The sequence below is a fragment of the Gallaecimonas xiamenensis 3-C-1 genome (genome assembly GCF_000299915.1).
GTDB lineage: Bacteria > Pseudomonadota > Gammaproteobacteria > Enterobacterales > Gallaecimonadaceae > Gallaecimonas > Gallaecimonas xiamenensis.
The window spans coordinates 48345-62930 of the sequence record NZ_AMRI01000002.1; the positions used below are offsets into that span (position 1 = coordinate 48345).

Genomic DNA, 14586 nt, shown 5'->3' on the forward strand with positions numbered 1-14586 from the left:
GTCACAACATAATGAAATCAAAAGGCATTTTTGCACTCAGCTTGCTGGCCAGCAGCAGCGTTTGGGCGAACTCCGTAGACCAACTGGCCGACCAGGTTCAGTCCCAGGTAGTGGAGTGGCGCCACCATTTCCACCAGCACCCGGAATTGTCCAACCGCGAATTTAAAACCGCCGCTTATGTGGCCAAGTACCTGAAAAGCCTGGGCCTTGAGGTGCAAACCGGCGTTGCCAAAACCGGGGTAGTGGCGGTGCTGGACAGCGGCAAGCCAGGCCCGGTGGTGGCCCTTCGCGCCGACATGGACGCCCTGCCGGTCAAGGAAGTGAACAACCTGCCGTACCGCTCCGAAGTCACCGGCGAATACAACGGTGAAGCGGTGCCGGTGATGCATGCCTGCGGCCACGACACCCATATCGCCATGCTGATGGGCGCCGCCAAGGTGCTGGTGGCCATGAAGGGCGAGCTTAAGGGCAAGGTGAAATTTATCTTCCAGCCCGCCGAAGAAGGTGCGCCGGTGGGTGAAGAGGGCGGCGCCAAGCTGATGGTCAAAGAAGGGGTACTGAAGAACCCCGACGTGGACGTGGTATTCGGCCTGCACATCAATTCCCAGACCGATATCGGCACCGTCAAATACCGCGCCGGCGGGGTGATGGCGGCGGTGGACCCGTTCAAAATCGAGGTGCACGGCAAGCAATCCCATGGCGCCTACCCCTGGATGAGCGTCGACCCTGTGGTGACCTCGGCGCAAATGGTGATGGCGCTGCAGACCATCGTCAGCCGTGAAGTGAAAGTCATCGACAATGGCGCCGTGGTGAGCGTGGGCATGATCAAAGGCGGTAACCGCACCAACATCATCCCTGCCGAGGTAGACTTGGCCGGAACAGTGCGCACCCTCAACCCCAAGGCGCGAGAGCTGGTGTATGAAGCCATGGCCCGTAAGGTCAAAGGCATTGCCGACAGCATGGGCGCCACCGCTACCCTGACCATGCCCTATGGCGACTCCTACCCCATCACCTACAACGACCCGGCGCTGATGGCCAAGATGCTGCCCACCTTAAGCCGCACCGCAGGGGAAGGCCACGTCAAAGAAGCCCAGGCCGTAACCGGCGCCGAGGACTTTTCGTTCTACCAGGAAAAAGTTCCGGGCCTGTTCCTGTTCGTCGGCGGCAAATCCCTGGACGTACCCGAGGACAAAGCCCCCTCCCACCACACCCCGGATTTTTATGTGGACGACGCCGGCATGAAATTGGGGGTAAAACTGCTCTCCAACCTCACCCTCGATTACATGCAAAAGAGTTGAGATTGACGCGCAATAAAAAAGCCCGGCATTGCCGGGCTTTTGAGAGTAAAGATAACTGAGGCTAGGCGTGATTGGCTGTCTGCTGGCACAGTCGGCAAGCTGACAGACACGGATCTCATTTGCGCCTAGGGTATCGTGAGCTATCAATTACCTACATTGGCTATACGTTTGGCGTCAGGCTATCTCTTCGTACAGACTTTTCGATTTGAGCCAATGCTCAATCCTCAAGAGTGACGCCTCCAGCTGTCCGGCATCTTTCAGCGCACACTCCCAGATAACAAGTACACGCCAGCCTTCGGTGAGCAACCTTGCTTGTACCTTGAGGTCTCTTTCTCTATTGGCCACAAATTTTGCCTGCCAGAAATCGACTTTGGATTTAGGCATATAAGCAAACTTACACCTCTCATGGTGATGCCAAAAGCAGCCGTGTACGAAAACGGCTGCATGGTATTTGGGCAGGAGAAGGTCCGGGTGACCAAAAATCCTCCTATCGTGCAGGCGGTACCTGAATCCTCTTGCGTGAAGAGCCTTGCGGACTATCATCTCCGGTTTGGTGTGACGTCCCTTGACTTTTGACATCAGTCTTGAGCGTTCTTGTCTGGACAGCACGTCAGTCATCTCGTTATCCTGGACCATCATTTGTCGGGCGTCTATCTGAGACGCCTGGCTGCAAGCATATAGTAGGTAACTCGATTGCATCAGCAGATCCCCGTCATCGATATTTTTGCCGGTCCTGGCGGCCTCGCGGAAGGATTTTCTTCGTTCCAGACCGAGGGCGAGGAGACCTACCCTTTCAAGATCGTCATGTCTGCGGAGAAGGACGAGTCAGCCTGTGCAACTCTAAAATTGCGCGCCTTTCTTCGTTGGTTCACTTATGGCAGAAAGCACAAACAGCTCCCCAGAGTTTACGTGGACTATGTCAAGGCAAAGGACAAGGGGTTGGTTAGAGAGCCTGCAATGCTGCTTGGACGTTTACTGGAACTTTCCCCGAGTTGTGATTCCTTCGCTGAGCTGGAGAAGATCAGAGACTCGGAAGGTCGTTTAACTGCACTGGATGCCTTACTTCTTCGAGAGTTTGCTGAAGAATGGGAGGTCTTTTGTTACTCAATAAACTATGGAAAGGAAAAGCGGGAGATACTTGAAGCGTTATGGCATGCAATTCAAGAAGCCAGGTGCATCGAACTAGGTGGCAGTAACGACGAAGAAACTATCCTTTTTCGCCCTCTGAGTGCCAGATTGAGTGAGCATGAAAAATCTCATGAGGGTGTGAATCATGCTGTTTTGATAGGTGGACCGCCTTGCCAGGCCTATTCGAACGTCGGACGGATCAGAAGGACAAAAGGCAACGTTGTTAATAATATCCGCACGGCCGGTGAGAAGTGGACTCTCATGGACGATCCCCGAAGCTGGCTATACCTCGAGTATCTGAAAATTCTGGATAGGACCAGCCCCGCCATTTTCGTCATGGAAAACGTAAAGGGCATGCTATCCGCCAAGTTTGAAAATGAAAATGGGGATGTTGAGCTGGTATGGAAGAGGATTGTACAAGATCTGCATTCCCCACATGAGGCCATTGATAAAAGTACAAGGACAGATTATCAGCCTACTTCGGACAAGCAATATATGATTTGTTCTTTGGTTGACGCTGAAAAATGTCATTTCAATGGCAGTCCTGAAGAATTGGAAAATCTGGATCCAAAAGACTTTGTGATCAAGGCTTCAGACTATGGCGTTCCACAGCACAGAGAACGGGTTATTCTTTTGGGAATAAGGAAGGACCTGATCGGAAAAATAGATCTTAAAGACCTTCTTTCTCAGATAAAAATGGAAAAGTCAAAGAAGACAGATGTATTAGAGGCAATAAGTGATATTCCCCCTCACCGAAGTTACCTTACGGGACTGTTCACGCCGGAAAGAAAGCGCCCCTTGCATGTAAGGAATGATAAAGAAAACAGTCCCAAATGGCAGCGAGCCTTGTCGGAACAAACTGAGGCGATAAAATCAAGAATAAGCGTAATCATAGATGAGTGCATGAGTTGCAATGACAATGACAGAGCAGAGCTATACGGTGATATCAAAGATATTCTTGAATCTGCTCACAAGGCTCAGAGGCACAGCGATTTCAACAATGGTTACGCATGGGTTGAGGCACCACCGAAAAGTTTCTCTGAAACACATCTCAACACTTGGTGTCGCGGAAAGTGGCCTGACTATGAGCTTCTGAACAGCGATCCTAGAGGTCACATGGATACAGATCTTGGGCGTTATGTATTTGCAGCCTGCTATGCAATAGCCGTCAGGAAAATGTATGCGAAAGGCAAGAAGCAGTTCAGAGAACAGATCGATCTTGATGAGCTTGAAAAGGTTGGCTTGCTTCCTGCCCACAACAACAGAAAGTCATTTATTGACCGTTTCAAGGTTCAGCGTGCCGAGCATCCAGCAAGTACTATAACCAGCCACATCAGTAAAGATGGGCATTACTTCATACACCCCGATCCAGGTCAGTGCAGAAGTTTTACTGTAAGGGAAGCTGCAAGAATTCAAACATTTCCCGATGACTACTTCTTTGAAGGCAGTAAGGTACAGCAGTACGTTCAAGTTGGGAATGCCGTGCCACCATTACTTGCGAATAAAATAGGGGAGGTTGTTTTCAGAGTTTTTGAAAGTCTGAAACTAACCTTCCCGTTTAATGTTAAATAAGGAAACGTATTCCTGTTTTAAATGCTATATAAGTAGTGAAAGATAAATTGGATATTTATACTAACTTGATATGAAGATCGAGTCAGCGTTCTTATTTTATTTTGAAACCAAGGCGCTGCACTTCTTCGAGAATGACGGCGCCATGATTTGCCTGCTTGATACTGACGTTGCCGGATCGGCTCATCAGCTTCCCAAGCGAAAAAGCAAGGCTTCGTTGCCATGGTTGAAGATTGTCAGTTTCCTTTGACCATTTTGAGATCTGAAACCATATATCAGCCGGTACGGCAGTGACTTGGTCGATCAGGCTTTGTTCCTGCTGGTTGGGAGCACTTACGCCCTGATTCCCCTTCGCTTGATTTACCCTCCTGGATACGTCAATGAGCTCCTGCTCTAGTTCAGGATCAGGGCTGATTTTCAGATCTTTAGCTTTCTCCCAGCACTCTTTACGTTTACACCATTCTGTCACGTTCTTGCCGTTTGGAGGGCTAACGATAACGCGTTGAACAGCTGTTGAGACATCACGTATAGTATTGTGGAGCGCCACTGATATATCTTGGTTCTTCCAGATACTGTCCAGATCAATACGCTGGGCTGTGTAATTGGATATCCAAGCTATTGTGTATGTGACAATGTTTGCCTTGTATCCACCAAAATTCTGATTGCGGACAATCCGATCAGCTCTGCTGAACATTATGGCTTTGGCGATCAAGTGCTCAAAGTATCGAGCGTCAACATCAACGCGTCCGCGCTCCTTCAGTCTGATGGCGAAGTCATTAAAGTTCTTTTGCGCTCCCAGACTGACGATGTGCGGGAGCTGCATCCAGGTATTTTCGTATTTCGCCAGGTCGGTCTTTGTAAATTTCTGGCGCGTGGGGTACATCGCATCAAACTGCCGTTTTCTGGCTGGGGTGCCTTCTCTGGCCTTAGCGTCAAGATACTGCCCTCTTGCCCGCTCGTAAAACCACTTGGACTGTCTGCTGGAGCCATCAACTGCAGGGGCCCACACTGTCCGGGAGAGACCTTCAATTTCTACGTGGAATGGGTCATTAGCGTAGAAATCCGCATCGTTTACCTTGTTCTGGCTGTTGGCGAATCGTGAGATGAGCGGAACGATATGCTCAAGATGCTCTTCAGGGATAACAGATATTTTTGCCTGAACAAAAATCCCCTGCAGATCAGCTTTGTCTTTTCTGGCCGTATAGTAAAGAGAGGCGGTGGTCTGACCGCCGTTCACGATCTGCAAATTACGGATCTTTGAAATAGAGCAACCGTTTTCTTCGTCGAATTCGATATCATCAGCGGTTGCCGAAACACCATTATTGTAGGCAAAGAAGCGATGAGGCTCCTCAAGAATAGTTTTTCTGATCCCTTTATTGACGTTGCCCCTGGCCTGCAAAAAAGATCTGACGTTTCGTTCAAGAAGACGTGGGCCGTACTTTTCGTAGATACCGGCAAGAATTTCTCCGGGGATAACGGCAAGATAGCCTTTGTAATCTGATTTTGGATCAGCCAGCGAAAGACAGGGGATGTTCTGGCCAAATTCTTCAGGGAAGTTAATTTCAATCGGCTCGCATTTCTTCCCGGAACTGGCAAGGCGATACAGGCGTGCAGCGTCCCACACATGAAACGTGACAGAGATATCGCCACCCTCTTCCGGATGGAAGGCGTCCTGATTAACGATCCCATCCGTCAGCAGGAAAATTCTGCAGCTGACTAGGCTGTCCTTGAGCTCATGGATTCTCTGAAAGGCATCGTAGCTTTCCGACGACTCTTCGAGGGTGATGTGGAAGCCTGTAAACCCTTTGCGAAGGCAGGTTTCCGCCTGCCTGAAAGCGGCTTCGCACTGAGCTTTTGTGACAGTAACAGGGGGCGTCTGCTGGTTAAACACAGATACAAAGATGTCTAAACAATCTTCGTCCTGATTTACGTTGTAGCCGTTGAGCTGCATCCCTCGGGACTTATAGAAGCAGACGTTTACATCTTCGACTTCTCCGGCTTCAATAAGGTAGTCCGCGACCATGCGCGTGAACTGATCGACCTTGAACCCGCCGTCTTCCGCATCACCGGCCCCTACAAGAACCTCCTGCAACAGGTCCTCACAGAATGAATTGAGTCCGGCCTTTTCGTTCATCTGCAGGCCTCCCCGATTTTTACAGAAAGCTCTGAAAAGGGAACTTCATGGCTTCTGCATTGTGCAACTGAGATCGAGTACTTCACATCGCCTATACCCAGGCGAATATCACTCTCACGGATTCTTGGGAAATCGTTCTCTACCAGAAAAACTGCAGACTCCCTGACCGAGTATCCGGTGGGATCGTATTTCGCTCTATGTGAATCTACATATCCTGCTTCGATCAGCAGATTATCAAACTCTGAGAGGGCTCCCGACTTGAGTGAAAGAGTGACTCTGATGTCATCAATAAGAGCCGGCAACGTCTCGGCCCCGCCCTCGATGAGAGCGACAGAAAGGTAATACAGATAGAGCGCCCCGACGGTTGTCTCGTCAAGCTGCTGCTCGCTTGTAATCTGGAGTTTCTGATGCTGTTTTGAAGCACTGGTTTTTACCTCTACAGCTGCAGACCCAAACTGAAAGTCGTGCTGCCTGCTTCTGGGACCGGTCCACGCAAGCACCGCCTTCTCCAGACTGGCAGCGGAAGGGAATACATGGTCTTTGAGGAGTCGGAGCTCGCCGTACAAACCGCGCTGCGCTTCTTCTGAGAGACCGTCATCTCCCTGTTTTTCAAAGAACACCTGCCAAAGTCGAACACGGGTGAGAAAACCAGCAATAACCTCTTTCCTCTTGGTAAGAGAATGAAGTTTGCTGTAAAGGTCTTCCGCGATAGAGGCAAATATCTCGTTGTACGCAACAGCTGAAGAGGAAAGCATCAGACTCGCATGGCCCGGGAGAATTTCATCTCCCGTGATCTGAACCGTGAAATGCAACCCCCGCGACACAGGTATGATATCGGGCAGTGGTGCACTGTCTCTTGGGACCTCAAGAATGAAGGTACGCAACATTGCGGGAGCCTTAACCCCGATAAACATGGGGCATATGGCATCCAAACCGACCAGGCGCCTGGCAGTGCCTGGTCCGGCCTTGTGGCTCGCAGATGCTTCAAGGTCAGTCCATAGATCCTTAAACATCGTCTTCATCGTCCCCATAGCGATCAAGCCAGTACTTGGTATTGACCTGATATTCGACGGTGGTTCTGTTACCGCTGACAGGGAAGCTCATGGCCATGCCGATGATGGGCATATTAGTGATTTGCTTCGATTTCAGAAGCACATCGCTGGGGTCCAGCGGGTAAATCAACAGGAGGCCTCGCTGTGGATTTCTTGCTCTACGAATAAACGGGCCGTTTGGTGAAGTAGGCTCCTCCTTATGTCTTGTTTGACCTCTTTTCCAAGCGTCGATTGTATTTGCCAGAGCAGCTTTAAATTCATCATCGTCTAGATCCAAGTACTGATCCTCGGGACTGATAATATTGGCATTTCTTATCCAATAAAGATTGCTGCCCGGCTGTGCATCAGTACGCTCGGTTAGCCCGGTCTGGTGCCCACCGACAGAGTGGTGGTTTTTGGCGGTACCGCTGGATATCAGAGCCACTGTCCATGACTTGAGTTCTCCAAGGTCATTGACCTTCTCAATATATTGGCTGATGAGCTCAGGGTCGGCACCACGTGAGAACGGATGGATCTTAAAACCAGCAAGGAGTTCGTGAATTTGATCTGACTGGACACCATACCAGAGGTAATTATTATTCTTCTGAGCACTTAATGACCCAAGAGCGCTAATCCATTTATCGATGTGTCTGAAGTTGTTTTCCTGTGTTTTGGAATTTTTATCAAAAACTATCGTCTGCGCTAGGCTATCGGCAAATGTGACCTGCATTTTTTTGCCGCTTCTTATTTTGTTGGCGGCAGTAATGCTTAGTCCATTGGCATGTGTTCTTACTTTCAGGCCGTAAGCCTCAGGGGTAAGATTACTGAGCTCCATGAGCTTGAATTCGCGCTTCAACTCCTCAGTTGCTACTGCGATATGCTGATACCAGCCTTCAATTTCTTCGGTGGTATAAAGGCGGCACAAATCGAGATATCCTGGTCTGTAACCAAACCAGCGCCCCATCTGAAGCAGGGTGTCATAGTTTCTGGCCGGTCGGGTATAGTAACTGACACTCAGCCCGTCAAGAGTAAGACCACGGGACAGCTTGTCACCGCCAACCGCGATAACATTCAGTCCTTTAGGATGCTCGGCATAATCAAGAACACCTTCAGCCAAGCCATTAATACCTCTGACTTGGATTTTCAGCGCCGCCTCCGTCAGTTCTCGGGATACCTCGCTCCACTGGATCGGAGTAATGAGCGGATCACCTGTCAGCTCCATGATCGAGGCCGTTTTTACAACAAAGTCGTTTTCCCAGAGTGTCTTCAATTGCTCGAGAAGCTGTTTCCACTGCGGCCCAGTATTAAATTCGAGCGTTCTTTGAATACTGAAAAGTTCATCTCCGACCAAGCCGATGACCTTGTCTTGGACGTCATTGAATCTGGTCACATGAATCAGCATTGTATTGTGAACATTCTTCTGCCCCCTTACCCGGCGAGCAGCGCAGGAAAGAACGAAGGCTCGGATTGCCTCGATCATCGTGTCCGGAAGACCTTCTACCGGAAGGTGCTTTTTGTGTTTTGCAGGGAAATACTGCTCGGCATCTTCGGCGTGCCTGATGAGTGGAAGGCTTTTATCTACGGGGGCCAGACCGTCGATGCTCTCTGAAAGCCCGAAAACCTTCGTAGCTCCGATATAATTATCCGGCGGATTGATATAGTAGATAAAGTTTCGTGGAAACAGGTCCTCGCCATATTTCGACTTTTCACTCTCCTCATCAGGCGGCAGAATGAAAATATTAGCAAAAGGCGTGGCTGTATATCCGATATATGAGCTCTGGGAAAACGTTTTTAGTATTTTCCGGATGGCTCGGTTGATGGCAGTAGGATCTTCTTCCGGATCTTTAGTGTTTACAGAGGCGTTATCAGCTTCGTCATCCAGCAACAGAAGAGGAATGCCGTTGACCACTTTCTCACCCGTTTCGGGATTGGTCTGGCCCTGTCCTTCAACCCATGTCAGTATTCGGTTGAGAACGGATGTATTCTTCTTGACGACAAGAAGGAGAGGATTTCCCCCGAGCTGTGAGTTAGTGCCCTTTCTGGACCTGAAATCACCACCGTGAGCGCTATATGTGAGGGGTTGAACAATCAGCTGCCCGTGGTCTTCAATTTTTCCTACCCCAATGCGGCTTCCGTTTTCATGAAACTTACCAAGTTCACTTTCAAAACCAAGAAATTCAGCGTCAAGGCGGGACTGTGTCTGACTGCGAAGGTCGTTGGTCATACCGGCCAGTACAATGACGAGTTTGTACCCGGCGTCTACAGCCTTGCAGATAAGCCCTGTGTAGTTTGCTGTTTTTCCTGACTGCACGTCACCGACAACCATGCCCCGCCGGTCCCATGCACCTGACTGTGCAGGATTTCCAATATCGCCCAAGGTTGCATCTGTGACTTGGTCCAGCTTTCCGGTAACAACAGGAGGCCAGTTCTTTTCTTCTTCCAGATACTGGCGATAACGCTTCCAGAACCCCCAGTTGATCTCGGTTTTACGTTCAGGAAGCCAGTTCTTGTGTTTTCTGTCGCGTAATACAGATGGATCAGGCTGCCATACGCTGACCTGACTGGAGATTTCCCGGAACAGCTGGTTGCGGTCGATTTCCTCAGCCAGCCCCGCCGCTTCAAAAGCGTCGAGGAGCGCATTGATTTCTTTTGAAATTTTTTCAGAGGTGACGGTTTCTTCTTTACGAAGCCTTTTCATGACCGTGGCCTTAACGTCATCGTATCCGTACTGATCCATCTAAATACCTCCTTCGGGCTCTTCTCTAAAGGCTTCTATAAATTCAGGGTTCTGACTGAATGGCTCCATCGTTGCGAGACGGTCAAATATTTCGTCCCGGCTGAAGCCATTCTTCTGGAATGAGTCGTAAATCTTTTGCAGGAGAGGCCTGACCTCTGCGTATTTTGCGCCCTCAAGCGGGCTGCTCATCCTGTCTGGTTCTTCAGAACTGGTGATGATGATGTGAGATGCAGGGATGGTCTCCTCCAACAGGCGCAGAATGGGCTCGATTTTGTCGGTCCCGATTTCGCGGAGGGAAGACTGAATAAGAGGATGCTCACGGTTTATCTCGTAGAAATACTTCCCGTGTCTGCTCTTCTGCTGCCAAAGAAAAACATGGTCTTGGGAGGACTTTCTGGCAATGACCTTTCCCCTGTGGCGATATATCTGAACCGCCTGCTCTCGCGTCAGTTTGGCGATTCTTTTCAGCTCAGCGCGAAGGTAGCCGGGAGGCCTGGCGCGGGATTTCTTTACGTCGATCTGCCACTCATCGTCCATATTGTTGGGCAGGTCGATCTGGATTCTTGCCAGCTTGTGGTGCTCCTCCTTCTGAAAACCAAGCCCGAGCCAGTCGCCAGGAACGAGGAGACGTTCATTTCGATAAATGTAGAAGCCCTGCTGAGCATTCCAGCCCTGGGGGCCAGCCGCTGCCCGATGCCTGTCCTGGGTCAGCTTGGACTGATGTGGAAGCACGTAAGGTGTAACGGTGAGATGAACGCCTTTGCAGAAGAGCTTCTCCGAGGGGAGCTCCTGCGTTGCCTTTTCCCCTCGCAGGAACGGGTCCCAGGCCCCTATCTGGCGGCCATTGATGAAGATATTGATACCGCCCCGCTTTTCCAAGTAGCGGTGAAATACCATCGCAAGGTGCTCTTTGACCTCCTCAATGGCTTCGAGAAAGCGGTTGTAGGCGCTCTTATCGTCAGTGCGTGCAGACCCGGTAACCCGATCCATTTCCTCCCAGAGGATAATCGTCCCCTGTTGGGCTATCTCTTCCCCTGCCCCTGTGAGCCGATGCTGGTTGACCTTTTTGAGGAGACGCCACTCTCCGGCAGTGTTGATGTAATCAAGATCCCAGCAGCGGGCCACACAGGGATCATCCTTCGTCTTTGTAACAACAGAAAGGCGCCTGCACTGCGAGAAGGATGCGGTCTTGAGTCCCAGTCCGAATCTGCCGAGATCACCTGGGGCACGGTCTTCCAGGGGGCTTTTCGATCCTGGCCTCATGGCCGCCACCAGTTCGACATCCGTCATTCCACCGCCATCATCCCTGATGGCTATGAAAGAATGAGCGCCATCCCATTCAAACCTGAGCCAGACATTCCTAGCCGCAGCAGAGATGCAGTTATCAACAAGGTCGGCGATAGCGGTAGGCAGGCTGTATCCGAAGGCTCTCAGCGACTCGACGAGAGCTGATGGCTCAGGTCGGGCCACATCGTAATCATCCGGTGATAGTTCAGGTATGGGAGCTTGTTCCGTTTTCACCCAGAAAGCCTCTCAGTAGATCTTCGATTACTTCAACGTCCAGTTGAACAAAACTAGGCCTTGTTGAGCAAGTTGATGGAACTTGGGAGCTCAGAGGACTCCCTGCTTTGGGGCAGCCAAAAGGATAATTGCTTTTTCTTAATTTAAAATAAAGTCGTTATCTATCAGTTGGCGAGCCATCAACGTCCCTAGACGCCTCAGCACTTGAGGACCAGACCGTTCCACTTTCAATGGAGCGCTGAGTCACCGGGGTGTGAGCTGATATGCAAAGCTGCATGGAGCAGGTTTAAACATCAGTGCATTACTCTGCCGGCCACTTGGCAGTGTTTGTGCCAACTGCTCCGGAGTAAAAGCGTAGTGCTGGCAGACTTGCTCATACACCTCACGCAACGGGCGCTCTTTGCCGTCGGCAAGGGCAACAAGCACGGCAGGCATTATGACTTCGTAACTGAGTAAGGTGGCGTCCATGTCGGAGGTCTATGTGGGCATGTCAAAGCCATATATTGCCATAGAAACCTAGACTTAGATGGTGTGGCAAAGGCCAAGTCACATAACAAAGTCGCCACCGGTACTTGGCTTGCCAGCCAGCCTGTTTTGCAGCTTGGTCAGCAGCTTATCAAGGGTTTGGTTGAGATAGGCCAAGAACTTGTCGCGGCCCAAGGTACGGTCGAAGACATCGCTGGGCAAAAAACGGCGCATCTCGGCGGTAAATTCGCCCCCTGCCAGGATGTGGGGCAACGACTGGCGGCGCTGGTTGAGCCGGTCTTCAAAGTCGGTCAGTTGGTAGTCTTGCACCTTGCGGCTAACCAAATCGAGGTTGAGTTGTGCCCCTTGTTGCAAGAGCCAAGGAATATCCCAGATGTCTCGGTGGCGAATATAACGCTGGGTGGCAGGTAAGGCGATGAGCTTATCTGCCAGCACTTCGTCCAGGGTTTCGGTATAGATCAGGGTGTCTTCGTAGCCATCCGGCAGAAAATCGTAATTGCTGCGAAGGGGCAGGGGCACTTTGGTATAAGCCGGGATATTGGCCACTTCAATCTTGATGCGCTGTTGCGGTACGTCTTTACGGCCAGGGGAGGTGACAACGGACACCTGCCATTTGTCGATGGCCAGTTCGGCGTACCTTGGGTCTTTGCGAAGCGATGCGGGCTCTTTTACGTTCACTTCCAGGCCGTAGCGGGTACCGATGTAGTCTTCAAGGCATGTCTTGATTTGTGCAATGTCCTGGCTGCTAAAGCCGCTACCGCCAGCGAAATCCAAATCTTCACTGAAGCGGTTGCCGCCGTAGCACAGGCGTAGGCAGGTGCCGCCTTGGAAGACCAAGTTGTCCAGTAAACCGGCCGCGTCCAGGCAGAAAAGAATGTCGTAATGGAGCAGTTCTTTTTCGATCACCGGGCGCATGTGGGCGAGGTGGCTATTGGCCACGGCCCTCTCCACCAGCGCTGCAAAATCGGCTGCTTCAATTTTCATTCAGTTCATCCAGGTCAACGAGGTGGGTGTTGCGGCCAACCCGTTTGAGGTCGCCGTAGGCCCTGGCTTTGGTGGCCAGGCGCAATGGCCGCCCAACGGAGCGAAGGCCTGGCAAAAGTTGCCGGACCGGCCTTTTGGTATGGGTAAATTCAATTACGCCAAAAGGCGTTTTAAATTCCCCCTTACGCCCCGTGGTTACCACGGTCAGGCGGTCAATTGGGATCTGTGAGATCACGCCGTACTCCGACAACGCCGACTCCAGGCTGACATAGTTGTACTCACCTCTTCGCAGGGTCTTGGCGATCTGCTCCAAGGTGCCGGCCCCAAGGTGCCGTGAGTTGCTAAAAACATAAACGCCCTTAGCAACACGGGTGAGCAAGCCGCTCTTGGTAAGCCTTTGCAACCCGGCATGTAACGCCCGCGCGTTATCCTCCGGGAACAGCTTGGCCAGATCCCGGTGGGCAAACACGTATCGGCCATTGCGGTCTTGCTCGCTTAGGCGCTCAATGGCGGTGCTCTGTTGCATAGGCTATGTGTACGTAAATGACATCAATATGGGTTATTAGAGTCTACATAATAGCAATGTTCATAAGTGAGCATAAAAGACATTTTTAGGTGTTATTTGTGTCCACTAGTTGGTTTTCATTGCCGATGACGCTGTGCCCTTTGCATAAAAAAGCCCCGCATGAGCGGGGCCTTAGGGAGGGATACGGCCATCACTCAATATTTTGGATCTGCTCGCGCATCTGCTCGATCAGCACCTTGAGTTCTACCGAGCTGGCGGTGATGTCGGCGTTGATGGACTTGGAGCCCAGGGTGTTCGCCTCGCGGTTGAACTCCTGCATCATAAAGTCCAGGCGCCGGCCTATGGCGCCGCCCTTTTTGAGGATGCTGCGGGTTTCTTTGACGTGGGACTCGAGGCGGTCCAGCTCTTCGGCCACGTCAACGCGGCTGGCCAGCATCACCATTTCCTGCTCCAGGCGGGCCGGGTCCAGTTCCACCTTGGCTTCTTCGAAGCGGTTTAGCAGGCGCTCGCGCTGCCAGGCCAATACCTGCGGCATCTGCTCGCGTACCTTGGCCACTTCCCCCAGTACCCCGTCGAGGCGGGTTTCAATCAGGGTTTTGAGGTTGCTGCCTTCACGGCCACGGGCGTCGATAAAGTCCTTGAGGGTCTCGTCGAAGGCGGCCAGCAGATCTTCGCTGATGGCGTCCAGATCCGCCTCGGGGGCGTTCATCACCCCTGGCCAGCGCAGCACGTCCAGCACATTGATCTGCGATTGGGGGGCCTTGGCGGCCAGCTCGCTGGCGCGGGCCATCAGCATGTCGGCCAGGGCGCCGTTGTAGGCCAGGGTGTTGGCGTCGGCGGCGGCCGCTTCAAAGCGCAGCTGCACTTCTACCTTGCCCCGGTTGAGCTTGGCCCGCAGTTTGTCCCGCAGCACAGGGTCCAGGCCCCGGAAGGATTCGGGCAGGCGCAGGTAGGTTTCCAGGTAACGCTGGTTTACCGAGCGGATTTCCCAGGAGGCGTTGCCCCAGTCGGCCCGCACATCTTTGCGGGCAAAAGCGGTCATGCTGTAGGTCATAAGGATTCCTTCGCGATTTGACCCCAGTATACCCAGACTTGGCCGGCCTTGTGAAAGCCCGGCAGGGCCCAGGCCGTGGCCGATGGCGGCCAGTTCCCCTATAATGGCGCCACCTTTT

The 14586-nt window shown here is 51.7% G+C and carries 11 protein-coding genes; 2 read left to right on the forward strand and 9 right to left on the reverse strand.

Features of this window, described 5'->3' with window-relative positions; translation table 11 throughout:
• Window positions 1–11: 11 nt before the first annotated feature.
• Window positions 12–1298 (forward strand): amidohydrolase, encoded by a 1287-nt coding sequence (locus B3C1_RS01500; RefSeq protein WP_008482430.1) that lies wholly within the window; start codon window positions 12–14, stop codon window positions 1296–1298.
• Window positions 1299–1472: 174 nt separating this feature from the next.
• Here the strand turns inward: B3C1_RS01500 and B3C1_RS01505 are convergent, their stop codons facing one another.
• Window positions 1473–1916: a very short patch repair endonuclease gene (locus B3C1_RS01505; RefSeq protein ID WP_035480829.1), complete on the reverse strand. Its 444-nt coding sequence runs from the start codon at window positions 1914–1916 to the stop codon at window positions 1473–1475.
• A 75-nt stretch (window positions 1917–1991) separates the two neighbouring features.
• Here B3C1_RS01505 and B3C1_RS01510 point away from each other — a divergent pair, with 75 nt between their 5' ends.
• Window positions 1992–3998, forward strand: coding sequence for a DNA cytosine methyltransferase (locus tag B3C1_RS01510; protein ID WP_008482432.1), 2007 nt, complete (start codon window positions 1992–1994; stop codon window positions 3996–3998).
• Between the two features lie 91 nt (window positions 3999–4089).
• On the opposite strand, the gene B3C1_RS01515 is transcribed toward B3C1_RS01510, so the two are convergent.
• The 8 genes from B3C1_RS01515 to B3C1_RS01550 form a co-directional block, all read right to left on the reverse strand.
• Window positions 4090–6129, reverse strand: coding sequence for an AIPR family protein (locus B3C1_RS01515; RefSeq protein WP_008482433.1), 2040 nt, complete (start codon window positions 6127–6129; stop codon window positions 4090–4092).
• On the reverse strand, window positions 6126–7151 hold the full coding sequence (locus tag B3C1_RS19210; protein WP_192813332.1) for a PD-(D/E)XK motif protein: 1026 nt from the start codon (window positions 7149–7151) through the stop codon (window positions 6126–6128). Before B3C1_RS19210 ends, B3C1_RS01515 begins: the two co-directional genes overlap by 4 nt.
• The gene (locus tag B3C1_RS01525; protein WP_008482436.1) at window positions 7135–9897 is read right to left on the reverse strand and encodes a Z1 domain-containing protein; all 2763 of its coding nucleotides are present in this window, start codon (window positions 9895–9897) and stop codon (window positions 7135–7137) included. The genes B3C1_RS19210 and B3C1_RS01525 overlap by 17 nt, the downstream gene beginning before the upstream one ends.
• On the reverse strand, window positions 9898–11418 hold the full coding sequence (locus B3C1_RS01530) for an ATP-binding protein (RefSeq protein ID WP_237750938.1): 1521 nt from the start codon (window positions 11416–11418) through the stop codon (window positions 9898–9900).
• A gap of 243 nt (window positions 11419–11661) precedes the next feature.
• Entirely contained in the window at window positions 11662–11886 is a 225-nt protein-coding gene (locus B3C1_RS20830; RefSeq protein WP_008482438.1) for a winged helix-turn-helix domain-containing protein, read from the reverse strand.
• 78 nt (window positions 11887–11964) lie between these two features.
• Window positions 11965–12888, reverse strand: coding sequence for a nucleotidyl transferase AbiEii/AbiGii toxin family protein (locus B3C1_RS01540; RefSeq protein ID WP_008482439.1), 924 nt, complete (start codon window positions 12886–12888; stop codon window positions 11965–11967).
• The gene (abiEi, locus tag B3C1_RS01545) at window positions 12878–13414 is read right to left on the reverse strand and encodes a type IV toxin-antitoxin system AbiEi family antitoxin (protein ID WP_008482440.1); all 537 of its coding nucleotides are present in this window, start codon (window positions 13412–13414) and stop codon (window positions 12878–12880) included. The genes B3C1_RS01540 and abiEi overlap by 11 nt, the downstream gene beginning before the upstream one ends.
• Before the next feature lie 190 nt (window positions 13415–13604).
• Window positions 13605–14468 (reverse strand): YicC/YloC family endoribonuclease, encoded by an 864-nt coding sequence (locus B3C1_RS01550; protein WP_008482441.1) that lies wholly within the window; start codon window positions 14466–14468, stop codon window positions 13605–13607.
• Between the last annotated feature and the right edge of the window lie 118 nt (window positions 14469–14586).

Excerpts from the sequence above, each read along its gene's own strand:
- B3C1_RS01540 (WP_008482439.1), bottom strand. The coding sequence starts at position 12,888 with ATGAAAATTGAAGCAGCCGATTTTGCAGCGCTGGTGGAGAGGGCCGTG.
- abiEi (WP_008482440.1), bottom strand. The coding sequence starts at position 13,414 with ATGCAACAGAGCACCGCCATTGAGCGCCTAAGCGAGCAAGACCGCAAT.
- B3C1_RS01505 (WP_035480829.1), bottom strand. The coding sequence starts at position 1,916 with ATGACTGACGTGCTGTCCAGACAAGAACGCTCAAGACTGATGTCAAAA.
- B3C1_RS01515 (WP_008482433.1), bottom strand. The coding sequence starts at position 6,129 with ATGAACGAAAAGGCCGGACTCAATTCATTCTGTGAGGACCTGTTGCAG.
- B3C1_RS20830 (WP_008482438.1), bottom strand. The coding sequence starts at position 11,886 with ATGGACGCCACCTTACTCAGTTACGAAGTCATAATGCCTGCCGTGCTT.
- B3C1_RS19210 (WP_192813332.1), bottom strand. The coding sequence starts at position 7,151 with ATGAAGACGATGTTTAAGGATCTATGGACTGACCTTGAAGCATCTGCG.
- B3C1_RS01525 (WP_008482436.1), bottom strand. The coding sequence starts at position 9,897 with ATGGATCAGTACGGATACGATGACGTTAAGGCCACGGTCATGAAAAGG.
- B3C1_RS01500 (WP_008482430.1), top strand. The coding sequence starts at position 12 with ATGAAATCAAAAGGCATTTTTGCACTCAGCTTGCTGGCCAGCAGCAGC.
- B3C1_RS01550 (WP_008482441.1), bottom strand. The coding sequence starts at position 14,468 with ATGACCTACAGCATGACCGCTTTTGCCCGCAAAGATGTGCGGGCCGAC.